Annotated in this window: 18 protein-coding genes and 1 riboswitch; of the genes, 6 read left to right on the top strand and 12 right to left on the bottom strand. The window is 47.6% G+C overall.

The features are described from left to right. The first annotated feature begins 286 nt into the window (after window positions 1-286). Together GO493_RS23080 and GO493_RS23075 are read left to right on the top strand one after the other, a co-directional pair. Window positions 287-1,342 (top strand): ParM/StbA family protein, encoded by a 1,056-nt coding sequence (locus GO493_RS23080; protein ID WP_157308598.1) that lies wholly within the window; start codon window positions 287-289, stop codon window positions 1,340-1,342. Window positions 1,343-1,352: 10 nt separating this feature from the next. Further along, entirely contained in the window at window positions 1,353-1,790 is a 438-nt protein-coding gene (locus GO493_RS23075; RefSeq protein WP_157308597.1) for a bactofilin family protein, read from the top strand. 41 nt (window positions 1,791-1,831) lie between these two features. Here the strand turns inward: GO493_RS23075 and namA are convergent, their stop codons facing one another. The 8 genes from namA to GO493_RS23035 form a co-directional block, all read right to left on the bottom strand. Next, a complete protein-coding gene (gene namA, locus GO493_RS23070; protein ID WP_157308596.1) occupies window positions 1,832-2,905 on the bottom strand; it encodes an NADPH dehydrogenase NamA in 1,074 nt (357 codons plus the stop codon). Window positions 2,906-3,003: 98 nt separating this feature from the next. Beyond that, window positions 3,004-3,207 (bottom strand): cold-shock protein, encoded by a 204-nt coding sequence (locus tag GO493_RS23065; RefSeq protein ID WP_157308595.1) that lies wholly within the window; start codon window positions 3,205-3,207, stop codon window positions 3,004-3,006. Between the two features lie 139 nt (window positions 3,208-3,346). After that, window positions 3,347-4,474, bottom strand: a complete 1,128-nt coding sequence (locus GO493_RS23060; RefSeq protein ID WP_157308594.1) for a family 20 glycosylhydrolase — start codon at window positions 4,472-4,474, stop codon at window positions 3,347-3,349. Window positions 4,475-4,618: 144 nt separating this feature from the next. Beyond that, a complete protein-coding gene (locus GO493_RS23055; protein ID WP_157308593.1) occupies window positions 4,619-5,782 on the bottom strand; it encodes a PKD domain-containing protein in 1,164 nt (387 codons plus the stop codon). 17 nt (window positions 5,783-5,799) lie between these two features. Then, the gene (locus GO493_RS23050; protein WP_157308592.1) at window positions 5,800-6,921 is read right to left on the bottom strand and encodes a YncE family protein; all 1,122 of its coding nucleotides are present in this window, start codon (window positions 6,919-6,921) and stop codon (window positions 5,800-5,802) included. Between the two features lie 36 nt (window positions 6,922-6,957). Further along, window positions 6,958-8,094, bottom strand: coding sequence for a DUF5074 domain-containing protein (locus GO493_RS23045; RefSeq protein ID WP_157308591.1), 1,137 nt, complete (start codon window positions 8,092-8,094; stop codon window positions 6,958-6,960). A 3-nt stretch (window positions 8,095-8,097) separates the two neighbouring features. Next, window positions 8,098-10,131, bottom strand: a complete 2,034-nt coding sequence (locus GO493_RS23040; RefSeq protein WP_232538982.1) for a TonB-dependent receptor — start codon at window positions 10,129-10,131, stop codon at window positions 8,098-8,100. A 71-nt stretch (window positions 10,132-10,202) separates the two neighbouring features. Next, window positions 10,203-11,492 carry a DUF5074 domain-containing protein gene (locus tag GO493_RS23035; protein ID WP_157308590.1) on the bottom strand — a complete coding sequence of 430 codons (1,290 nt, stop codon included), beginning with the start codon at window positions 11,490-11,492 and terminating at the stop codon, window positions 10,203-10,205. A 145-nt stretch (window positions 11,493-11,637) separates the two neighbouring features. Then, a riboswitch (cobalamin riboswitch) is annotated at window positions 11,638-11,854 on the bottom strand. 324 nt (window positions 11,855-12,178) lie between these two features. Between GO493_RS23035 and GO493_RS23030 the strand changes: the two genes are divergently transcribed. From GO493_RS23030 to GO493_RS23015, 4 genes are all read left to right on the top strand, one after another. Next, a complete protein-coding gene (locus tag GO493_RS23030) occupies window positions 12,179-13,993 on the top strand; it encodes a peptidase associated/transthyretin-like domain-containing protein (RefSeq protein WP_157308589.1) in 1,815 nt (604 codons plus the stop codon). A 235-nt stretch (window positions 13,994-14,228) separates the two neighbouring features. Next, window positions 14,229-15,104, top strand: coding sequence for a carbon-nitrogen hydrolase (locus GO493_RS23025; RefSeq protein WP_157308588.1), 876 nt, complete (start codon window positions 14,229-14,231; stop codon window positions 15,102-15,104). Continuing rightward, a complete protein-coding gene (locus GO493_RS23020; protein WP_157308587.1) occupies window positions 15,104-16,156 on the top strand; it encodes an agmatine deiminase family protein in 1,053 nt (350 codons plus the stop codon). Before GO493_RS23025 ends, GO493_RS23020 begins: the two co-directional genes overlap by 1 nt. A 239-nt stretch (window positions 16,157-16,395) precedes the next feature. Then, entirely contained in the window at window positions 16,396-17,178 is a 783-nt protein-coding gene (locus tag GO493_RS23015; protein ID WP_157308586.1) for a murein L,D-transpeptidase catalytic domain family protein, read from the top strand. Here GO493_RS23015 and GO493_RS23010 read toward each other — a convergent pair. The 4 genes from GO493_RS23010 to GO493_RS22995 form a co-directional block, all read right to left on the bottom strand. After that, a complete protein-coding gene (locus GO493_RS23010; protein ID WP_157308585.1) occupies window positions 17,168-18,757 on the bottom strand; it encodes a L,D-transpeptidase family protein in 1,590 nt (529 codons plus the stop codon). The genes GO493_RS23015 and GO493_RS23010 overlap by 11 nt on opposite strands. A 129-nt stretch (window positions 18,758-18,886) precedes the next feature. After that, window positions 18,887-20,254, bottom strand: coding sequence for an ATP-binding protein (locus GO493_RS23005; protein WP_157308584.1), 1,368 nt, complete (start codon window positions 20,252-20,254; stop codon window positions 18,887-18,889). Continuing rightward, entirely contained in the window at window positions 20,239-22,707 is a 2,469-nt protein-coding gene (locus tag GO493_RS23000) for a contractile injection system tape measure protein (RefSeq protein ID WP_157308583.1), read from the bottom strand. Before GO493_RS23000 ends, GO493_RS23005 begins: the two co-directional genes overlap by 16 nt. Beyond that, window positions 22,704-25,463 carry a hypothetical protein gene (locus tag GO493_RS22995; RefSeq protein ID WP_157308582.1) on the bottom strand — a complete coding sequence of 920 codons (2,760 nt, stop codon included), beginning with the start codon at window positions 25,461-25,463 and terminating at the stop codon, window positions 22,704-22,706. Before GO493_RS22995 ends, GO493_RS23000 begins: the two co-directional genes overlap by 4 nt. Window positions 25,464-25,543: the final 80 nt, after the last annotated feature.

The raw sequence follows: 25,543 nt of genomic DNA, 5'->3' as shown, positions 1-25,543 counted from the left end.
CCTCCTCTCTTCCCCTCCCCCAAAAATTGCAATCGCTTGCATATAACGAATTAAATTGATAAATTGTTAACCTGAAGCTATATTGATAATCAATAAATTTGAGCTTCAACAAATTTGTGTTGGATAATGTTTAATTATTTTTTATATATTTAATGACATTATTGTGCGGAAACAGCACTGACCCGATTGAGAAAAATGACCCGTGAATCCCTGTGGCATAAGTGATAAAGATAATTTTATTGAAAAAACTCAGATTTAAATTTTAATCATATATAATCCTGCTATCATGAAAGTATCTGCTATTAGCTTCCCAAGTGTTTTTGAAACAGCGTATGGCAACACTGAAAACTCTTCCAAGGACTTATTGAACGGACTTAAGATCAAAAAAGACGATAACTGGTACATTGTTGGGAACATGGCCAGACGGGGCGGCATCAATCCCGGGCGCATCACTAACGCTGCTCCCCAGGAAGCTGACTACGAAATCCTCTTTAAAGCAGCCATGATCAACGTACTTGATAAAGTACAACAGCCACTGTCTGTCACCATGGGCTTTCCCTTCTCTACTTATAATATATATAAAGGCGCAGCAGAACAGTTTTTAACCAAGAGACACTTTCTGATAGAATACGATACTCACACTTTCAATAATAAAGGAGCTATTAAAAAAGGGATGCTGGATATTGAGCGGTTTGAAGTGATCCCTGAAATTGTAGGCGGTATCATCGGACTGAAAAAAACGGTGAACGATCCCAAAACAGAGAACTTCATCGCCGTAAGCTTTGGCTTCGGTACTATTGAAGGCGGCATGGCTACTGCCGATGGGTTGATAAACCGTACCTGCTTCAGCTCCCATGGCATCAAATACGCCATTAACAACCTGGCCCGTGAGCTGAACAAACAATATTACCTGGATATGAAGAACGAGCATCAGCTGGACGATGCCTTCATGAAAGGTTCCATCTTCACCAACCGTAAAAGAATAGACCTGAAAGATATGCGCAAAGCATTGCTGACGGCCTATTACAAAGAAGTGGTATCTCCCCTCATGAGAAACTATTTCACTGACCAGGACTTTGAAAATTGCAGCAAAATATACCTGATGGGCGGCGGCGCCCATTACCGCGAACTGACAGACGCTTTCGTAGAGGAATTCAGGGATTTTATCCCCGTGGAAGTCGCGCCGGACCCGGAAAACCTCGTGAGCATTGGTTATCTTTATAACTCGCTCAGGATCTCTGACGATAAACATCAGAGAAGCGTAGGACTGGACCTTGGCAATGCCTCCTCCATTATTTCCGTTTTTGAAAACGAAACTATATCTGCTGAACCAAAACCATGATGTGTCTGTCTTGAAAGATCTAATAAAGAAAGCCTTTGGGAAAAGCGGGTTCTTTATCCCCAGGCAGGTGTCTGTACAAGGCACTATCGAATCAACTATACCCGGAACTATTGATGGAAATGTAAGAGGCGATGTCCGGACAGAAGGTATGCTTATAATTGGAAAAACAGGCAGTATTCGCGGAAATATCTATGCAACTGACCTTGTTACCTATGGAAAAGTATACGGAGATGTTTTCGTAAATAATAAAGCTGTTATCAGTAACAAGGCTTATGTTAAAGGAGATGTAACCGCCCTCATACTCGAGGTGGAACAGGACGCCGTTATTGAAGGTGCCATCCGCAAACACGCTACAGAGGCCGATGATGTTGTGCCTCCTGACGCCAGTGCGGAGGACGATAAGATGCTGCCGGCTGAGGATGAAGAAAAATCCAGCTCGTGGTTTTAAAGTGAAAACCGGGCTGACTGAAAGGTCAGCCCGTCATTATATTATTTCAGTTTAGCCCGCTCATATTGTACGGGCCACGTAAATGAACCGTCTTCCAGCTCATGTGCAGCACGCATAGGAAAGTACGGGTCCCTCAGAAACTCCCTCGCCATTAATACAAGATCTGCCTTCTGTTCTGTAATAATACTTTCAGCCTGTGCCGCAGTAGTGATCAGTCCTACGGCCCCGGTCAGTATTCCCGTTTCCTTGCGTATATGCTCCGCAAAAGGGGCCTGGTATAACGGTCCTACTGATATCTGTTGATGGTGGACCAGCCCGCCGGAAGAACAATCTATCAGATCTACTCCCTGCTGCCTCAATAGTTTGGCCAGCTGCGTAGAAGAATCAAGGTCCCATCCGCCCTCCGCCCAGTCCGTAGCAGAAATACGGACAAACAAAGGATATTCCTCCAGCCACACTTCCCGGACTGCACTCACTACTTCCTGCAACAGCCGTATCCTGTTCTCAAAGCTGCCCCCATACTCATCTGTACGGTGATTGCTGAGGGGCGACAGGAACTCATGTATCAGGTAGCCATGGGCCGCATGCAGCTCAATTACTTTAAATCCCGCTTCGAGCGATCGTTTTGCCGCAGCCTTAAAATCAGCGATCACCTTACGGATCCCATCCGTTGTCAGCGCAACCGGCTGACCATACTTCTCTGAAAAAGCAATAGCACTGGGAGCATAAATCTCAGGCCACCCGCCATTTTCCGGCAATATCAGCTTAATGCCCTGCCACGGTGGTGATGTGCTGGCCTTCCGGCCCGCATGCGCCAGCTGTATACCGGCCACCGAGCCCTGCTGATGAATAAATTGCGTGATCCTTTTAAGGAAGCTAATATGCGAATCATCCCATATGCCAAGGTCAGCAGGAGATATCCTCCCCTCCGGGCTCACTGCCGCCGCTTCCGTGATCACCAGCCCGGCGCCTCCCACTGCCCTGCTGCCAAGATGTACCAGGTGCCAGTCATTGGCAAAACCGTTCTCCGAACTGTATTCACACATAGGAGAAACAGTGATCCTGTTCCTGAATGTTACGCCGTTTATCTGTAATGGAGAGAATAATGCTGACATTTCACTGTGTTTAGGTACCGTAATTTAAGGAAATGCTATAAACGAAGAACCTCCGGACAGGCCGGAGGTTCTTTGCTAAAATGTATGAGAAAGCAAGCTTAGTCAATACGTCTTACGTTAACGGCGTTCATACCTTTCCTACCTTCCTGCAGCTCAAATTCAACCCTGTCATCAGCTTGAATTTCGTGTACCAGGCCGTTTACGTGTACAAAAGTCTCTTTATTGGACTCATCATGTTTAATGAAGCCAAAGCCTTTTGTCTCGTTAAAGAACTTTACAGTTCCTTGGAATTTTGTGTTCATTTGAATTAAATTATAAAATTGGTAAAGGATAAAGGTAAGGGTTAAATAGCCGGATGCCAAATAAAAAAACAATTACTGGCTGGTAACAGGCCAATTTCCCTCATATCTGCACCACTTTTACTCAAAATTTAACTTATCATTATAATTTACTGATATCTCCAAACAACACCCTGAAACACCTGCTCTGCGTTTTCAACGTGTCCGCCGGCGTCTTAAATTCCTTTTTTCCATAGAATTCCTCCATAAAATCCTCCGGACCAGACCACACCGTCTGCATCATTCCCTGGTACCTATCCTTCATCACCTTCGTGGAAGTAGCCCTGAACTGCAACATATCCGTCAGCTGCTGCTGCGCACTTTCCGCCTTCCGCCACGGGCACGTGATCACCTGCAGCCCCTTCATGGCAAAATAAACCGGTGTCTTATCCGGTCTGTCGTAATGCCAGTCACATATCACCACATCCTTGGGAATAAGATCAACTGCCCTGTACGTATTGTTGAGACTGGCCTCCCACATACCCATACCAGTGGTCTTCCCATCCAGCAACCTGTCTCCCCATATCCACAATGCCCTGCCTTTCGATGCCAGGTGATTCCGTAACAACGTCACTTCTCCCGCAAAAAGCTCAGCTTTATCCCTCCCGCCACAACGCGGACATTTCGCTTCTCCCAGGTAAAACACCTCATCCATACCGGCATGAAAAGCTTTGGCCTCGAAAGCGTCACACAGCTCATCCACCAGCGTCAGCACTACACCATGCACTTCCGGATGAAGAGGACAATAACTCTTGCAATACAGGCCGTCATCATTAGGCCATACATAATTCTCCGGCATCTTCACCCAGGGCGTTTCATCAAACTGGGGATAGACAGAAAGCAACCGGCCGGTAGAACCAGCCCAGGACTGATGCCCCAGCAGGTTAAACTGAGGGATCAGGTTAATGTTAGATTGCCGGCATACCTGGACAAGTTTTTTGACATCAGCTTTGGAAAGAGCGTCGTTTTCACGCAATTCCGGGTGACTTTCATACTGGTAGTTATAATCTACCCTCAGAAGCAACGTATTTACCTGCCTGGGAACGAGCTCTTCCCGTATAAAACGGATGAACGCATCCAGTGAAGACTTATGAGGAGCTCCTATACAGAAGCCTCTTACAGGTAAAATGCTGTCAGGAACAGGAAAAATAGTAGCATGGCGTGGTGCCGTAGTTGGGCGGAATGCACTGATAGCAGCCGCCACCAGCAACAGGATAAGTATTTTTTTCATAAAGCGGGGATCATTATTGCATGAATTTAGTAAAAACCCTTTTGAATATTCAGCCGGTCACAAGCAGTAATCTCCGTTCCCATAAAATAAAAGGCCTGCCGGAAGGCAGGCCCTTATTTATAAAAGATCAAGTTTGAAAAATGCTTATTCCATATTCAGGTCAGCGGCGCCTCTCACCTCAGTGCTAACCTCACCCAGCAGCGTATTGCCCTTGCAATTCTGACCGGTATAGACCTTTACAAAGTCGATCGCGTTCAGGGTAACCGCTTTACCGTCCTTATCCACTGCCCATGCAATATCCAATGAGTTGTACATATTGGTCTCATACGGATCTTTGGTGGCGTCAGTACTCCAGTTATCTGCATAACCCCATGCAAAGGCCGCATTGATATACACACTGCTGCCGGGCATTAAGCCAAAAGTATTAGACATCACAGTTCCCTCAAAGGTGATGGAATCCTGGTTGGCTGCAAACAAAGGATAATACTGGTGATTATGGAAACGGTTAATAAGCACCGTGTCGCTGTTGCCTCGGTTATCTTTCCATATCACATTGGCTACTGCCTTAGGATTGTAATAGGTAACCTTATAATTCTTAATGGTACCTTCCGCATTATATTGACTACCCGCCAGCTCGTACCACGGGTCATCAGGAATACCATTACCGTTAATATCCTGGCTTACCACCACAATACCCGGCTCTGACCATTCTGTAGGCGTTTTCAGCGGATTGCCATATATGGCCAGATCTGCGCCTGATTTGTTTACTATGGAGTGATCAAATCCAAATATGACATATCCTCCAAACGCACCCAGGTGCACCATGTTACTGGTACCGCCAATGATCTTCTGCGCGCCTTCAGGAGTACCTATGCTTTCATTTACAAACTGGCCCGGTGCAGGAAAATATTCATATACCACGCTTATATACTTACTACTGGTGCCCGTTACCGGTCTTACCTTAGGCACCACATCCACCGTTAATTCCTTATTCACCTTAGTGCCATTGGCACGGCTGCCTTCATATTTGATCACATACTTGGCTGCAACACCTGGCTTATATGCCAGTCGCCAGCCGGTGATAGTAAGTGTATCATTGATCTTCCATGAATGGGTAACAGGTACATTGTTGTCTGCAATGGCCTCAATAATGATGCTGTCTCCCACATTGACAGTGGTATCTTTGGTAACAGAAAGTGTTACGTTCAAAGATGGCGTAACATCCTTATCATCCTTACAGGAATAAAGAAGAGCCGTGAAAACGCCCGCTAACAGTAATACGGCGGTAGATGATTTTTTGTAGTACATATATTCAGTGTATGTTTTTAATATAAGAACACGGCCTTCTGCGGTGTAGGTCCTGTCGCAAACTTGAATCGCAGTGTACCGTTGTTATAAAAGCAGAACATTTCCCCATCCCCCGTATAATTCTTTACATCCGCAATATAAATATCGCCTCCGTTCTGGTTAGCAGTTATGCTATAGGGTGTGGTAATGCTGGTGCCATCAGTGATGAAATTACTTCCCAGTACTTTTGTAACGCTGTTAAATGGCTTGATCCACGGGCTGTAAGTGCTTACCATGTATACGCTGTCACCATATACCGTCATCGCCTGTACGTCGTAACTGTATGTAGGCGTAGCCACTGCATCCGTTGTCGTATTGATCCTGGTAACCTGTGGCGTCAACGCCGGATTGGTCCAGCTGCCCCAGGAAGCTACATATACGTCGCCTCCTTTGGCTGTAACAGCCCTGGCAGGATTATATCCTACAGTTATTTCCGCCGTCTTGGTAAAGGTAGCGATATTGATCACGGAAACGGTGGTAGGAGTAGCATACGGATGAGAAGGATGATCAGAGTTGGTAACATACAGTTTACCGTTGGATACGGTCAGCTCTTCACATGCCCCTCCGGCCAGCACACTGGCCTCTATGGTAAGAGAACTGGTATCGATACGCCTTACATAGCCGTCGTAACAGGATACATATACTTTGCTGCCGGAAAATGCCACATTACGCGGCAGGTACTCTGCGGTTGTACCCGTAAAGAAAGGAATACGCGCCAGCGATACCAGTGTAGTCGCATTCAGCACTTCCACATAAGATTTAAAACCGCCCTGGATACCGGTAACGGTTACATAGATCTTGTTACCATAACGTTTCATATCATTGGCTGTCTCGCCAAGACCATAACCGTTCTTTGTCTTGAAATAGTTTTTATCTACCACGCCGGTAGCTACATTGTAATAGGAAATGGCGCTGTTATTAGAGCCCATTAATCCTTCACAGAGCACATAAACGCCCGTTGTGGCAGGTACGCTGGCTATAGATGGACCGGATGCCAATCCGTCGGTGGGTAACAGGGACTGCTGCGTTTCTTCTTTGCTACAGCTGTAGAAAGAAACGGCAAATGCAAGACCAAGGGTGTACAGAACAATTTTTTTCATGGGTTTCTTTTTATATGTTGATGAGGGAACTCTCTCCTACCTGGGAATAAAAGCAAAATGGGCAGGTATATCGCCTGTGGTAACACTCCATTTCTTCTTTCCCGTTTTGTCGAAACAATAAAGGGTGCCGGGTAACAGGTAATCTTTGGCATCTGTTACATAGATGTCGCCGCTTGCCGGATCTATAGCCATTCCATAAGGCACTGCTATCTGCTTTTCCGAGCCGTCAGTAATAAAATTATTTGTAACTATGTTTTCGTTCTTCACATTCACAATAGCATAGGAAACAGTATTGCTGCTGGTAATATAGCTCCATTCCACACTGTAGATGTACGCAGAATCTCCCTTTATACAAAGATTACTGGCGCCCAGGTCAAAAGAGTCCTTTACAATATCCTGTTTGGTATCTATTACATACAGCTTCGACGGAATGTCATAGTAGTCGCCCCTGGAAGTAACGTATATATCCCCATACTGATCAGCCTTCATCCGGTGCAGGTTAATAGCCACATCTATCCGCTTTGCTTCTGTGAACGTGTTCATATCCACTACAGATACGGTACGATCATAATTCGGCGGACTATACCCCCCTGAATTGGCCACATACATCCTGTCTCCCACAATCGCCATTTCTTCCGGCTGCCTTCCCACTTCTACTTTCCTTAACACCTGCAGGGTAGCAGTATCTACTTCTGCAATAAAACCTTCCCCGGTATTGGTATCACCCTGGGCCGCGGCATAAGAGCTCACATATGCCTTGCCCTTGTAGAAAGTGATGTACCGGCAGTTACGGATACTGATCTGTCCAATACGCCTTGCAGAATGTACATCCATCACCTCCACCTTATCAGACATATTGATCACCGCATAAAGCTTGCCCCCATATATCTGTATGTCATTGCCCACATCTCCCATCTCCTTTGTCGCCCCGGGATTCACCTCACTGTAAATATTACGTTTGTAGGTGCCGGTACTTCTGTCAAAGTAATCCAGCGTAGCCAGGTTCATCCCCATATTACCTTCATTGAGCAGGTAAAATCCATTGGTCAGTGAATCCGGATCAGCCACCGGAGTTTCTACTGGTGGGACTATCTGAGGCCCCTTACGGCATGCCCCTGCGAAAATGGCGAGCGCCACTAATACCACCAGATATATATTGAATGTCCTGGTCATCGCTTAAAGATTTATAGTAGCTGTAACACGGTAATAACGCCCCGGCATCGGGTAACTGATCACCACGTCGTAATGTTGATTAAACACATTATTGACCTCTCCGGTTAACCGTGTCAGCTTTTTATTGAAAATGAAGCTGGTAGACAGTGACAGGTCACTGGTATACCAGGGTTGCATATAATATTCAGGTATGTTCACACCAAGAAAGTAACGCTCCCCCACATAGATAAAACTATAGTTCACCTCCCATTTATTCCAGGAAGCATGCCCTATAAAGGAGCCACTGTGTACAGGCGCATAGGCTATCTGGTCCTTATAATTGGCCTCAGCAGGATTGGTCATATCCAGCGCCTTCTGGTAAGTATATTTCACGGAGAAGTCTGTCTGCACAGTTTTAATAAGCCTGGGCGATAACTGCACACCTGCATCTACACCATAAATCTCCACCGATCCCAGGTTCTGCATCTGCCAGCGGAACAGCTTGCCCGGCGCGGCCACTATCTTGTTCTTTACATGGCTGTAATAACCATCCGCCTGTAATGAAAAGAACTGCAGGAAGCCATTGCCATTATGAGTATAACTGAAGCCGGCATCATATTGTTTGGTATATTCCGGTTTCAGGTTGGTATTGCCTACAGTGGTATAATACATATCATTGAATGTAGGCATCCTGAAGATGTTCTTGTAAAATGCCCTCACACGCAGATCAGGACTGGCAAAGGGCTGCCAGGAAGCCAGTATTGTAGGGGTATAAGCATAATAATCCTTGCCGGCTGTATAAGCCCTGGCAGTTTCATTTACAATGGTGGTAAGCATATTGCCCTGTATATCCACTCTTCCAAGATGTACCTGGGTAGCCAGCGCGGCCAGCGTGGTATAACGGGTGGGAATGGCAAAATGGTCCAGGTTAACGGCCGTCATATTATTCACCTGGAAATCGGCCGATAAACCAACGTCCCAGAAAGAAGTGATCTTATATTGATTGGCAGAAGAGATGTAGTATTCATTCTGCTTGAAACGGTTAATGAACGCCCCGTTGACCGTAATCATGGAAGTATCCAGGTAGCGTACATAATCCCGCATGTATTTGGCATTCAGCAGCATGCTGTAACGTGTGCCTATCTTTTTGCTGTAAGAGGTCTGGAAGAAGAAGTTCCTGTCCCATTGCCGCTGTCCGTTGTAGAATTTATTGCTGACAACGGGTCCTGGCAGTCCACGGTCAGAGTTGTAATAATAAGCTTTAGCCTGCCAGGTGCTGCTGTCCCTCAACACCCCATACAACCCGCCTTCTACGCGCCATGCATCTATGTCAGCATTCTCCCTGACAGCAGTAGTATCATAAGTACCGTTGGTATAACGGAATTTGTAACGGCCGTCGGCATGCGTCCATTCGCTGCTTACAACGGCAGAAATACGGTCGTTCAGCTTTTGTTCTACACGTACTGAAGGATTGATCAGCCCGAACGAGCCGGTCTTAAATCCCACCTTCCCATGCATGCTTTCCCCTTCTTTAAAGGTAGGTTTGCGGGATTGCAGGTAAATGGATGACGCTGAGGCGAAGCCTTTTGCCGGTTGAAGCACAACCCCTTTCTGGGCATTGTACAGATCTATCTGCTCCATATTATCGAGCGAGAACCGGCCCAGGTCTACCGTTCCGTTCTGGGCATTGCCCAGCTGTATCCCGTCATAGAATACACCTACATGGTTGGTACCCATGCTGCGCACGTTCAGGGTTTTCAACCCGCCTACTCCGCCATAATCTTTTAGCTGTACACCCGAAAAGAAACGCACAGCATCTGCCACGGAGAGACTGTTCATCTTCTGTAATGCTTCCCCGCTCAGGGATTGTACAGGGGTAACGGAATTTGTCCTGTCGGAGAAGATGGTCACTCCCCGCAGGGTACGGGCAGCGGCAGTGTCTTTCGTTACTGCTGCTGCCACAGGATGAGGCACAGTGTCCTGTGCATATCCGGCATAACTGCCGGTCATGCAGACTATGAACAGGTAAAGAACGGATATGTAGGAATGTTGCCTCAATTACTGCAGGTGATTAATTAGTGAAACATTAGGATAAGGGGGGAAAGCATAAGCTTTCCCCAAAATGTGTCTTAATGGAAAACAATCATAGCCGGGTAATAGTAACCTGTATAATTTACTGTATTGATTAATGCAGCATTGCTGGCATTATAGAAATACAGGCTGTTGTTATCATCGCCGTATTCATTGCCGGTGGCAGTCACTATCAGCTGGTTCTTCGCTTTGTTGTAGGCAATACCCTTTCCATAGAAGTATTTACCTGCAGGCAGCGTAATGAATGGCGCTGAGAGCGAGCCGGTATTACCGGGAACATAGCGGTATACACTGGTACCGGAAATGATAAAGACAGCATCATCGGCAGTAGACGCAACGATAGATCCGGAAACAAAATCCCACTGGTTATAGTAAATATCGAAGCCTGCCTGTACACTGTCTACCGCCAGGGTAGACGGATTGATCCTGATCAGCGCTTTTTTGGAAGCGGCCCATATGCTGCCGTCTTTTCCTGCCGCAAAACCGGTTACCGCACCGCTGATGGTCTTAGCTACGCTGCCATCTGCCGTGTTGAATATCTTTACTCCTTCTGCTGCAGATAATGCAAATACATAAGTGCCGGTACTTAACATATCACGCGTATCACCGCCTCCGGTCGCAAGCTTCAGGCCCAACGCCGGACCGGCAAGTGAAACACCATAAATACCGTCAACACTGCTAAGCCAGCCCTGGGTGTTTGTTACGCCAACAATAGCACGGCCACTGCTGCCTGGCAGGTCTGCAATACGGCCGGTCTCTTTTAACGTAGTCGGGTTGAGGGTTACCAGCGGAGCGCCATATTTACCCACCAGGTAGAATTTATTGTCAATGATAGCGCCATATTCCATAGTGCTGGTATTACTGCCTAAAGTGCTGCCCGGGTTCTCGGTGCTGTAAACATTTATATAAAGACTATCCAGCCCATAATCATAGAAGTTCAGATTACCGGCAGCAGTAAGGAACTGTCCCTCGCTGAGAATGAAAAAGCCGTTCTCATACTTACTCCATACATGTATGTTGAAAGTATCTGAACCGGAACCTATAGAGTTGGTGGCCTGAACTACTACTTTGAAGTCGCCGCTTTCTGTTGCTTTGAATTTGTATATGGAATCTGTACCTACAGTATTACCGCTGATGATCCATTTGAAGTTGACTCCGTTCCTGTTGCTGATCACGGGGCGAAGAGTGATACTGTCATTCACATAAAGTGTATCATTAGGTTTCTCTGCCTGTACATCAGGAGCAGTTGTGATGTCCTCGTCTTTCGAACAGGATGCCATGACAACAACAAAACCCATAAATAACCAGGAGAGTAATTTTTTTTGCATGCTTCGAATTTTTATTTCAATTGATTGATAATGACTATGCTACCCTGTGCAACTTTCACTTTGCAGGGATACTGGTACTGATGAATAAAAAGAAAATATAGCCTGTCCCAGGCGTTACATCTGTTGCTTTTCACCCGAAAGCAGCGAATGGCTGTTGCAGCTGGCAGGTCTTCTGGCTTTCCTGCTTTTTCCGGGCCTTCCCGTCTAGCATGTTGCAGACAGTGGCAGATGGAGATTGTATCCGGAAAAAACGCTCGTTCCGCTTGAACGATACAGGATTACAGCTACGGGGATAGCTCCGGTTTTACACCGGATTCCCTTTTAATTCACCACAGGGTGAAACCAAATGCGGCACAAACCTACAGTAAGGCTGATTAATATCCAAAAAGTCCTTAATAAAAAACAAACATCTCAGTCCCCCTCTCCAAATTCCCTACAACGCCGTCTCAAATTCCCAGGCGGCCGCAGGGTCCAAATATCCCCCTCCTCAAAACTTCGATAGCCTCTTCTCACAACTATAAACTCTCAATCTTTTAAGAAACCCCCGTCTCAAATCCCCAGCCGGCCGCAGGCCAAAAATACCTCCCCCCGGAAAAATCGATTTCACCGAAGGTGAAATCGATTTTTCCGGTCAGTTTTTTTCGCGTCAAAACATAGTATCTTGCCGCAAACTCAAAACTGTTCTATTGAAAAAACTCATACTGTTTGTAGCTCTACTGTGCGCTCTCACAGACATTTACGCGCAAAACCTGCTAAACAGGACAGTCACCGTCAATGTTACTGACAAACCCGTTTCAGTAGTACTAGATAACATTAGCACCCAGGCCAACTTCCATTTTTCCTATGTACGCAATTTCATCCCTGACGACAGCCTGGTAACCATCAAAGCCTCTAAAAAAACAGTAAAACAAGTCCTCGACCAGCTCTTCCACGGCAACTGCCACTACAAGGAAATAGGCGACCAGGTCATCATCCAGCAGGGCGCAGCCCCGGTAAAAGAACACTGGTTCGTGATCAGTGGAAGGGTCACAGACGCTTTCACCGGTCAACCGGTAAGCAACGCCAGCGTATACGAAGGCTCCCAACTCATTTCCACATTCACGAACGATCAGGGCTTCTACCGCCTCCGCATTCGCGAAAGAGAAAAAGCAGTTGCCATTAACGTAGTAGTAAGCAAAGACCTCTACAGGGATACTGCCCTGGTCATTGCCGGTGGCTACGACCAGGAAATAGACGCCAGGGTACGCCCCTCTGCTCCCATACAACTATCCATAGTAGATGTAAATCAGTTCACACGCGTTGAACAAACCTGGATGGGAAGGCTCTTCCTCTCTTCCCGGCAACGTATGCAAAGCTTGAACATACGCGACTTCTTCAACAGCCAGCCCTACCAGTACTCTATTATCCCCGGCGCCGGCACACACGGTAAACTGGGCTCCCAGGTAGTTAACAAGGTATCATTCAACCTCATTGGCGGCTATACCGCCGGGTTAAACGGTTTTGAAATAGCCGGGGTATTCAATATAGATCAGAAGGATGTCCGTTATGTACAGCTGGCAGGCCTTTTCAACACAGTGGGCGGCAGCGTCAAAGGAGCTCAGGTGGCTGGCTTTCATAATAATGTAATGGATAGCCTCAGCGGCATGCAGGCAGCAGGCTTCAGTAATATTGTAAAGAAAGGCTTCACCGGCGCTCAGATAGCTGGCGCATACAACCGCTCCGGCACCAACAGCCGCGGAGTCCAGATTGCCGGTGGACTGAACAACGGCGGTGGTGAGCACAATGGCCTCCAGGTTGCGGGAATGGGGAATATCAGCCGCGGAGGATTGAGCGGCGTTCAGATAGGCGGCGCTTTCAACTATCGCAAAAAGGGTGGCAAAGGAATCCAGATCGCCGGTGGCGGTAACATCACGGAAGATACGGTACGCGGTGTCCAGATCGCAGGAGCTTTCAACTATACCAAAGTATTACACGGACTGCAGATCGGGGTGGTCAACATCGCCGATTCTTCTACCGGCTACAGCCTGGGCCTTATAAACATCGTCAAAAAAGGATACAACCAGCTCCTGGTATATAACAGTGAGCTGACAGACCTGAACGTAGCTTACCGCTCCGGCAACCGGAAACTATACAGCCTGCTCCTGGGAGGCATGAGCCTGAACAGCAATGAGAAGATCTATACCTTCGGATACGGCATCGGTACAACCATCCACCGTAATGCACTGGAAGATATCACCCTGGAGCTGACAAATGAAAATCTGTACCTGGGCGACTGGGAAACCACCAATACCATGATGCGCCTGCAAACCGCCTGGAACAGACGGCTCGTAAAAGGGATCACATTCTTCGGAGGGCCGTCTTTCTCCGTGCTCTTTGACGACAGGAAGAATGTAACCGTCCCCGGTTACAAAGCACTTATTCCTGGCCGTTATGCAGCCTTCTCTTCCGGCTCCTCCCTGAAATGCTGGTTTGGCTGGCATATAGGCCTCGCATTTTTCTAGCCTCAGATATTCAGCTGCTTACCGCAAAGCTCACCTTCTTCCGGCTTTCCCCTTAAGCATTCCAGCGGCGCGCAGCGCAAAAAGACACTCAAAAAATTTGCTTTCGCCGAAGGCGAATGCAAATTTTTTGAGCAGTTAACCTCCCCGTTAAGAAATTAAACTAATGCACTACCTTCTGTATTTATTTGGTACTTTTGCAGCTTATTTTTCAAAACAGACAAATAAAACTCAGGTAATGTCAAAAGTTAAAGTAGGTTTTGTGCAAATGAGCTGTACGGACAATAAGGCCGACAACCTGGCCAAAGCCATCCGTCAGGTACGTGAAGCTGCAGCTAAAGGCGCACAGATCGTATGTTTGCAGGAATTGTTTACTTCGCTGTATTTCTGTGATGAGGAGAACTATGATAATTTCTCCCTGGCAGAACCCATTCCCGGCCCCTCTACAGATAGCTTACAGAAAATAGCTGCAGAACTGGGTGTGGTGATCATCGCTTCCCTGTTCGAAAAACGCGCCCAGGGACTTTATCACAATACCACCGCAGTACTGGACGCCGACGGCGCTTACCTGGGCAAATACCGCAAAATGCACATCCCCGACGATCCCGCTTATTATGAGAAGTTCTACTTCACCCCCGGAGATCTCGGCTATAAAGTATTCAAAACAAAATTCGCTACTATCGGTGTCCTGATCTGCTGGGACCAGTGGTACCCCGAAGCAGCAAGGATCACTGCCCTCATGGGCGCCGAAGTGCTCTTCTATCCCACCGCTATTGGCTGGGCCACTTCCCAGGACGAAGCCACTAACGTAGAACAGTACAACGCATGGCAGACCATTCAACGCAGCCACGCCGTTGCCAACGGTATCCACGTGGTAAGCGTGAACCGCGTAGGCTTTGAACAGGAAGGCCGCATGAAATTCTGGGGCGGTTCCTTTATCGCCAATCCTTTCGGCTCCATCATCTACCAGGCTTCTCACGAAAATGAAGAAGTATTTGTTCAGGAACTGGACCTCTCCGTTACTGACAGGTACCGCACACACTGGCCGTTCATGCGCGACAGAAGGATCGATTCTTACTCTCCTATCACCAAAAGATTTATCGACGAAGCATAATGACGAACGGACAACCAAGTTTGAAACAGCTGGGATACTATTTCCCGGCCGAATTTCATCCGCATATAGCTACATGGCTGAGCTGGCCGCACAAAGAAGCCAGCTGGCCCGGAAAGATCAATACTATCTATCCCTACTACAGCCAGTTTATAAAATATCTCGCCGAAAGCGAGCTGGTACGCATCAATGTAAATGATGCCGCCATGAAAGCTTTTGCAGAAGGACACCTGCGCAATGCAGGCGTGAACATGGCTCAGGTAGAATTCTATATCCATCCCACAAACGACGCCTGGTGCCGTGACCATGGCCCCGCTTTTCTCATCAATCCCAACGCGGAACAGAAGAAAGTGGTGGTAGACTGGAATTACAACGCCTGGGGTGGAAAATATCCCCCGTTTGACCAGGACGATGTCATCCCTACCCACATCGCCAAACATTTCAACCTGCCCGTATATTACCCCGGTATTATTATGGAAGGTGGTTCTGTGGAATTTAACGGTAAAGGCGCCCTGCTCACCTCTGCCTGCTGCCTCCTGAATGAGAACAGAAATCCCCACCTGGACAGAGAACAGCTGGAAACTTACCTGTCTGATTTCTACGGTGTGGACCAGGTGCTCTGGGTAGATGAAGGGATTGTGGGAGATGATACAGACGGGCATATTGACGATACCATCCGCTTCGTAAATGAAGATACCGTGCTGACAGTAGTAGAGAGCAATAAGGAGGATGAGAACTATGAGCTGCTGCAGCAGAACCTGCGGCAGCTGAAACAGATGCGCCTGCTCAACGGCAAACAGCTGAACGTGGTTGAGCTGCCCATGCCTGATGCTGTAGTACATGAAGACCAGCGCCTGCCGGCCTCATACGCTAACTTCTACATCAGTAATAAACACGTCATCGTTCCTACCTACCGTTGTAAGAATGACGATAAAGCTCTTCAGATCATCGCTGAAAACTTTAAAGACAGGGAAGTTGTAGGAATTGATTCTACTGAGATCATCTGGGGATTAGGCAGTTTCCATTGCCTCAGTCAGCAGGAACCTCTTATATAATATTTTTAAATCACGGCTGGTCACAGGCCAGCCACTCTATCAGAAAAAAGCGGTTTTGCCTTCGGCAAAACCGCTTTTTTATACAAATTCCCTCATCGCCAAATCTCCCCTCCTTTGTCACAGAACTGTTAAAATAAAACCAACAGTAGAGCCCAAATCATTGATTTTCACATTTTTTTTAGGTTTTCTGCGTTAATTTTAAAAATCTCAAATTTTTAAAGTCCTAACTCACTGTGTCAATGAAAAGAGTTGTAACCGGAAAATTAGTGAAGAACATTTTTATAACCGGAATCCTATCTACCGCCATTATCAGTATTGCTGGTACTTCTATTACTCCCAAAGCTGTGAAAACACCGGCAGTACATAGTACCATCGCAAATAACAATGCCCTTTTATACGAAGATCTTAAACTGGACTCCCTGGGTCTTACAAGAGATGCGTACAATTATGCTATGGCCGGAATGGAGAAACTGGAGCGGGAAGGGAAGCTGACCAATACAGATATTGTATCTATAATCGATTTCAGCCTGCCTTCCACTAAAAAGCGCCTTTTCGTGATCGATCTGAAAAACGGCAAGGTACTTTTTAACACCCTTGTATCCCACGGACGTAATTCAGGCACCGATATGGCCACAAACTTCTCCAATGCGCCGGAAAGCTTTAAAAGCAGCCTGGGTTTCTATGTTACCGGGCAAACCTACAGGGGGGAACATGGTTACTCCCTCAGGCTGGAAGGTGCCGAAGAAGGTATTAACGACAATGCTATGAGCAGGGGGATCGTGATGCATAGCGCTGCCTACGTCACCGAAAAACTGGCAAAGCTCCAGGGCTATATTGGCCGGAGCCTGGGTTGCCCTGCCGTACCGGAAAAACTGCACCGTAAGATCATCGAACAGATCAGGAATGGTACCTGTCTCTTCCTTTACAGTCCCGATAAATATTACCTGGCACATTCAAAAATGCTGCAGCAGGATACCCTGATGGCCAGGGACGTTCTGCAGGCAGACACTACTATCGTGTAAACAGTTTTGCAGCCATAGTGCTGTCATGATCATAAATATCGCGGCGTAATTGAAGATGCCCCGCCTCATCCACCCATGCGGTGAAATAGGTAATGATCACCGGTACGGGGCTTTTGATCCTCACATATTTTTCCTTTCCGCTGTTCATGGCGCTATCTATTCTTTCAGGCGTCCATGAAGGCGCATCTGCCAGCAGGTACCTGGTCATTCTGACCGGGTCGCCCAGCCGTATACACCCATGACTGAAGGCCCGTTGTTCCTTGTTAAACAGGTATTTCTGGTTGGTATCATGAAAGTAGATATTGAAACTGTTGGGAAAGAGGAATTTCACCCTGCCGAGGGGATTATCCTTCCCCGGCAGCTGGCGTATAATAGGCAATCCGTTCCTCTCTCCGGTTACTTCCATATTTTTCTCCTGCAGGTAATGCGGATTCCTGGCCAGGGCAGGCAGGATTTCCTCTCTTACAATACTGTTGGGAAGGTTCCAGTAAGGACTGAACACTATCTGGTCCAGTTCTCCTGAAAACATGGTAGTACCTTTCCCTTCCTTTCCTACCACTACCGGCATATCAAAATCTTTGTTCCTGCCATTCCAGGCATGCAGCATAAACTCAGGAATGTTAACACGTATAAGCCTGCCTTCAGGGCTTACAGGCAGCCAGTGCATTCTTTCCATATTGACGAGCAGGCATTGCACTATCTGTATAGCAGGAATATTCAGCTCGCGGATAATCGTATCCGTTATGGCCCCTTCAGGTACATGACCATACGTTGCCTCGAATGTTTTAACGGCGTTTTCAAGATTATCGTTAAATACAGCAGAAGTATCATTGTCCGGGTATTCTCCTGTCATATGTAACCGTTGCTTTACCCTTGCCACAAGCAAGGTGCTGTCTCCTTTCCTGTATTTCTTTTTCTCTACGGGAATACTGTCCCATCCTCCCTTTTTCGCAATACTGGTATACTGCTCCAGGAATTTCACCAGTGTGGAATAGGTAGTATTGGAACTAAAGATATCTTTCTTATTGCGGATAGCTTCTTCGGCTTTTTTGAACAGCTCTTCCTTTTGCATGGGAATAAAATGTTCCAGTTGTCTTATCTCGGCATCAGGATATGTTTTCCGGAAATATTCAATAAAGCGTTGCGTCAGCTGTAGTTCTGTTTTTATGATATTGGCGTCTCTGGGAGAAATAGAATCACTCTCGCCGGTCATCAGGGCATTAAGCCGGTATTCGAGTGATTTATTGGGTTCGCTGGTGTCTTTGCTGTAATCATATACACTACGGAAACCATAGGCCTGTTCATTCAGTCCCTTGCTGTCAAACCAGGCAAACTGGAAATTGCGTGAATTGTAAAAGCTGCGCAGCCTGTTGCCGGTAGTATCATCCAGTTTTTGCCTGGTAATGAATTTTTCTACAGCGCTGGTATCGAGGAAAAGATCATTATAGGCATTACCAGGATTGATACCGGTATTTCTGGGAGTAATTTCTTCAATATGTTGCTGTACGCTTGCGTTTTTTTGTTTGCAGCTGACAACGAATAAAGCCAGTATTGCAAACAGCAATAATTGTCTTTCCATACTTTTTAATTTACAAAAGGCATGCCTATCACAGGCCAACCTCCCGCTCAAAACAATCCCTGGCTAACCGCAAGCCGCCCCTCCCCGTCAAAAAATCCCAACATACCATGTTCCCAACATAAAACCATCTCAAGCAGACCTCGCCTTAAATTGCGGCATGATCCTCCCCTCCTTCGCAAACTCCTTCCTTATCCCCATCACCACATCCTTCAGCAATATCGTAGTACTATTCCTCTTCAACGCAGCTAAACAACAATACCTCGACACATTAATAATCGCCCCTCCCGTCAACTCATAAGTCCCCGCTATCTCTTCCATCTGCAACGCCGCCTCCATCACTACATGAGAAGGAAACGCCTGCTGCCACAACCTTAACCGCTGCTCCGGCCCCGGCACAGGAAAATAGATCATCGCCTGGAAACGCCTCCCAAAAGCCTCATCTATATTCGCCTTCAGGTTAGTCGCCAATATCACCAGACCAGGAAAATCTTCTATACGCTGTAACAGGTAAGCTACTTCCTGGTTGGCATACCGGTCATTCGCAGAACTGGTAACACTCCGCTTCCCGAACAACGCATCCGCCTCATCAAAGAACAATATCCAGTTCTTACTGGCAGCCTGATCAAATACCCCTGCGAGGTTCTTCTCCGTTTCACCAATATATTTAGACACTACCATAGAAAGATCTATACGATACACATCCAGCTGAAAAGCCTTTCCTAACAGGCATGCAGTGAAAGACTTTCCCGTTCCCGGCGGACCATAAAACAACGCCCTGTACCCCGGCTTGATCCGCTTCGCCATGCCCCAGTCATTCATCAGCGCTGAACCATGTTCTATCCATGTCTTTATTTCTTCCACTTCAGACATGGTATGTAAATCCAATACAAGATCTTCCCAATCCAGCCCCGTCTGTATCCGTTTGGCCGGGAACAGTGTATTGTAATCCGGCTGATAAGCTACCCCCTGCGTGAAATAACTGATATACTCGCGCGACATCTGAAGGGCGCCACTCAGCATCGGCTCCTCCGCCTGCGCACCGGATAGCTTCAGTATATTATGACTGGCAAAGAAATGCGAAGGCGCGAACAACTGCGTAAGCATGAACCGTTGCTGAAGATTGTGGGCAGACAACAGGAATGCCGCCGTTTCCCCCGTAGGCAGGAAACCGCCATGCTGTACTCCCTTGATCCCCCCGAATTCAGTAAAACCACGGTCATATGTGCTGTTCTTGATGAAGAAGACGTCCAGCAGCTGTGGCTGTATATGCGGACATAAAGCCAGCAGCAGCACCAGCCGTTCCGGTGTGCTCATCTGGTAATGCTGTACAATCTGGCTGTACACAGCGCCATCATCCTCCAAAGCCGGTGGCGGCGGTTCTTCAGTAGACGTATCCTGCTCAAAATATTGCTTCATCCGCAGGTCCAGTACCTGCCTGAACCATTGCAGGTCCCTGTAAAGCACACGGGCATTAGCTGTTATCAGGTGAGTGTCCATTCTGTATATAGTATTTTATTGTTCCAGGCGGGTTTGAACATCTGTACACTCCAGGGCAGTGTTTGCATAATAATGTCATAACTGCGGGTGGTGACCTTCAGGAACCAGGCCTCATCTGTCTGCCATATAATACCGTCCCGCTTCAGGAAAGAAGCACGGAAACCCTCCAGGCTGCTTTTATTCATTTTTTCCCATTGTGCGATAGCCGCCCGTACCAGCTGCGCCGCCAGGTCCCTTTCTGCATCTGTGATGACGATGTCAGGATCTAATGGTACCTCCGGCGCACAATTACAAAGCACCCTGTTCAGCAGGAGCTCCTGTTCCGGGTGACCGGTTTGCCCATCTACCAGCAATTGTAATAAACGGATGGCCTTTTGCCTGGCGCCCTCATTGATAAACTGCCCCTTTTCAAGCAGCTGCAACCGGCTGAAGTAGGTGTGAAAGAAAGGATGCAGCAAGATAAGGCCGGCATTGGTGACGGGAACGCCTTCCTGCTCAGAAGTAGCTACCGGCACAGGTTTCTTCCGTTGTTTAATGATCTCCGTCTGCTCCTTTTCTTCCACCGGCTTTTTCGTCTCATGCAGGTAGCTGGCTGCTTCCTTTACCAGTAAAGGCAAAACAGGTTGAATATGCGTAAAGGAAGGTATATCCTGGTAATTATATACCGGGATGGCCTGCAACAGCTTTTGTGTAGTAGTTTCACCAATGCCGCCAATGAAATGCAACCATGCCTTTATATAGGCAGCACTGTCATTGATCTGTATCCTGCCTGACAACCATTGCAGGTTAAACTGCCGGAACAGTAAACGGATACGCTCCCGCTCAAGATTGTCTGTCACCATTGTTTCCATCAGCTGCTGCCATTCACGTAATGCAGCTATTGTATGATTACCCCAGATAGCAGGCACATCTTCCATCATCTTCCAGAAATCCTCATCGCGGGTATGCAGTGCTACCTGTTGCATTACAACCGATGGCGCGAGAATATTCCGGTAAAAGAGCAGCCTCTCTGCCTGTGTACGCTGCCTGTATTGCAGCCATAATTCTCTGAAGCTCTCACGGTGTTGTATAAACGTATGTGGTAATGCCTGTTGCAGGAACTGAAGGGTATCCTGTTCTGCATAGATCTGCAACTGCCGGCGTATATTCTCTTCCACCGGCGTTACCGGCCTTTCAAAGAGCTGATGTATAGTAAGACGGGCCTGTAACGAATGATAGGGATGTTCCCATATACCGGCCAGTACAAACGGCCGTTTACGGAACAGCAGGATCACCGCCTGCTTCAGCAGTACTTCCTGCCGGGACGGCAACAGCTGCGAGAACCAGTAAGGTAGCTGCTGACCGGTAATATAGATAGTGAACAGGTCTACCGCCTGCTGCCACACCTCTTCCTTGTCTGCCTGCGCCAGGATATTATCATAGTGTATCCATAACAGTGGCAGCGGCAACGTCAGCCCGTTGGCTCCCGGTACTTTCAGCAACCGTGGCGCCATCACCTGCTCTGCATTGTCATTTCCCATTACCACCGTTGCATGTGGCTGATCGGTATAGATCTGTGCCTTATCATTTTCTTCATACAGCACCTGTATGAAGGTCGCGAACGATTCCGGCGGAATAGCCTGCCGGTAATGATCTATAGCCCTCCTGAAGATATAAAGCAGATGAACATAATCTATGTTGAAGTGCCGTGCCAGCCTTTCCAGGTTACGGCGTATGAACTGCTTCCTGTTAAACTGTCCGCTGTTATCTGTCACCAGGTAGGTCAGTACAAACAACCATACTGCCTTCTCAAATTCGCTCTGCCCTGCTTTAACCACCTGCTGCCTGCTATGTATAGCTATGACAGAGGTGATATACCTGAAGATGAAGGTAGACTGCTCTTCTTCCAGCGCAGTGATGATCTGCTGAACAGCATTCCTTGAAAAATGATAGATGATCCTCTTTAACACATATTCCTGCTGCGACAACCCCATCATAAAATGGGTGAACCGCTGAGTAGAGGCATGTATCAGCATAAGCAGCATATCTTCCAGCATTACCCCTTCCGAAGGTGCTGCCCACCAGGGCAGGCTGCCGGTATACAGGTAATGTTCCAGCAGGGCATAACGCCTCTCCGTTTCATCCCTGAAATGAAGACTTATGGTTGTACTGGCCTGTCTGACGTTGTCTTTAGCCAGTATGCCTGTTAGCATCTTCTCCAGCGCCTCCGGCCACAGGCGTATTATTTCTTCCTCAAATGAATGATACGATACCTCTCCCAGGTCTATTTCCACTCTTTTCAGCCATATACTTTCCGCCGGGTCCATCACCTGTTCTATCACCTTTTCCGTCATCCCGGCAAGACTGTTGTTGAACAGCCGGCTATACCGGTCCTGCAGGGCCTTTGCGTCCTGCTCCCGGTTATGATCAATGTCGAACGTGATCCTGCGTATAATATGTTCACGGTTGTTCATGGCTGCTGCTTGTTCCTGTTCAGGAAATGCACCAGCCTTTCTGCGGCAGGTGAAACATAAGCCGGATCAAAAAAGGAGTTCAGCTCTTTCACCCAGCTGTAATAGTTGTCTTCAAAAACCTTCATGTCCGCTATTCCCAGCCATCTGAAGTGAAGCCGGTAATGTGCGGGAGAATGCTCATGGAAGATCTGTTCGGTAAATCTCCTGAATTCTGTATACTGGAATCTGGCGGGCCACAACGGCAATACAATGGTTACCGAGGTCCGGAAGAACGATTCCGGTAATACCTTGCCGCCTGCAGTCCTGCACACATATTCCATCCGCGGATAGTGAGCCTTCCCCGGCTCCCTGAGCTCTTCCAGGTGAATGGCTATATGCTGCATCAGCTCTTCCCTGCTGTGCCCCTGCTGGTGAATAGTACAGAAAGCGCTCAGCTCCCTGTACATATCATCAGGAGGAATAGCAGCCCAGTCCTTTTGCAGCAGGCGGACTATATACTCCTCACGTTCTTCATACGTAGCAAAATGCTGCTGTTCCAGTAATATGTTGTTGGCAGATTCCATCAGCTGGAAACCGTAGGCTCTTGTCTTCAGGGATGGCTTCAGCAACACATGTTCCACCATATAGAACCCTTCAGAATCCATACTGAGTTTCTGCAGATGCCGGATAATCTCCTTCTGCGATATGGCAGCCTCCTGCCTGGTCTTATGCTGGCTCAGCGTTTTCCAGGTATGCTGTGCCGGTGTCTTATAAAGCACCAGGTAAAGGTCCTGCGCACTGTCCTTAATGATCCTGTAATTATCCGGATCAATACCCAGCTTCAGCAGGCTTACCGGCTGATGCCCGAAATGGTATTGCCCTCCTGCCTGCCCTCCGTCGTCAGTCACCCATAGCACCTCTCCTCCTGCATGAATACGCCTGGTGGTAGGAACAGGATGCCAGGCGCCTGTTGTCTGCATGTCTATATGTTCCTGGTCAAACACGCTTGTTAGTGGATACTGGTTGTCCGGCTTGATATGCAGCAAAGCATGTATCCAGTTATAATAGCCTCTGCCTGTGCCCTTCACCGTTACCTCTTCCAGGTAGTTGTAAGATTGCGTTCGCTCCGGCAGCAGGTAGTAGAGGTCTTGTAATATGATCGATTTCCATTGCAACTCTGTATTGATCCGTTTACTGCTGCCAGGCTCACTGTATAGTCGCTCATACAGGCCAATGGCATAACGGGGAAGTGACAGGTTGAACCGCGCCAGCAGGTGGTCCAGCGTCCTTAGTTTTCTCTGCTGGTAAAGAGCATCATCCTCTATAGCCCGTCTCAGGGCATTCATATACCCGTTATCCTTGTCAGCCATGAATGCCTCCCAATGCTGCGTTCCGTTAGTATATGCACTCAGCAGGTCCTTTACATGGGGAACCTGGTACAATGGCTGGAAGAAATAAGTTTGCGGGGGAATGGCCTCAACTTCGGGTGAGAAAAATCCATCCAACCCACCCAGCTGTGAAAGGTAATTGGCCAGCAGCTGCTCAAATAACAGCAGGTATGCTTTCAGCTGCTTTGCCTGTGCCTTTCTTTCTGCAGGAGCATGCTCTGAAACGCCATCTGCACCTATATTATAGATCTGCGGGAAAAAGTACTGCAATGAATGATAATGCGTAATATCCCTGTAGGAGGCCTGCAGGGAATGGTCCGCCAACTCCCTTTGCTGACCCGTAAAACGCCGCTTTCTGATCTCCCGCAGCTTCTGGTACATAGACCAGAATACCGCGTCCTTCGCATGCTGCTCAAACTGATCGCTGTAAATGCCTATATCATTGCCCGCATGTGATATGTCTATATGAGGATAATATCCATTTTCTATTTTAATGGGACGGTTGTTATACTGTTGCCCGTCAGACGAGAGATATAGATATTTCACCTGCAACACACCTGTCGTCTCTGAAATGCTCCGCACCAGCTCTGAAGGGTCCAGTTGCTGTCTCCTGGGTTTCAGATCGCTGTCGGGTATAAAGCCACCGGAAAGCAAAGGCCCGCTATAAATATCTTCCGTTGTATACCCGGCGTCCAGCAGTTCAGCTTCTGAAAGGAAACGTACAGGTGGATAGATAACATGCTCTATGGCATTGAATACATGCGCCAGCGTTTCCTTTACAGAATATTGCTCATCTATCATAATGGCGGCCCTGATATAGACAGGCTGAGGCTCCAGTATGCTGATCTCTTCAAAATTCTCTCCCAGGTTACGGTGCTTTATCAGTATGCTCCTGACGCTCTGCAGCAGCTTTTCTCCCTCAGGAGAATGCTGACTGACATCACTGCCTGGTGCTTCCTGCGGTTGTACATATACACGGTAAACGCCTTCTCCTGCACCTGGTATATAATAACTGCTTACGGGCTCTATCCATAGGTTTTCCACGCCCGGCGCCCGGTCCAGCACCAGCTTCCGGAAATCATTTGCTGTCACCGGGCCTGAACAGAGCATCTGTGCTTTGCTGTAAAAGGCATGTGCATTCCTGTTGATCTGCCCGTCTGTCCCTGCCAGTATCTCGTTGATAGGGAAATCTGTCTTATACGCCAGGTCAGTGATGGCAAAGCAAAGCTGTTCCAGGATAGTAATACCGGGATCATGCAGGTTGTAATCTGTCCACGCATGCCCCGATAGCTCCTGTATACGCGTAATCGCTTTGGCACGCAGCGTGGCATAGTCCAGCGTGGTATCTCTGTCTTTCTCCCGTTTGATCTGTATTAACTGGTTCGCCATAAATTTTTATTTAGCTGCGCGCAGCGCAAAAAAAACGCTCCCGGAAAAATTGCTTTTGCCGAAGGCGAAAGCAATTTTTC

Source organism: Chitinophaga tropicalis (genome assembly GCF_009758205.1).
Classification (GTDB): Bacteria; Bacteroidota; Bacteroidia; order Chitinophagales; family Chitinophagaceae; genus Chitinophaga; species Chitinophaga tropicalis.
The sequence above is the reverse complement of the archived record's forward strand: the minus strand, read 5'-3'. Positions and strand labels throughout refer to the sequence as shown.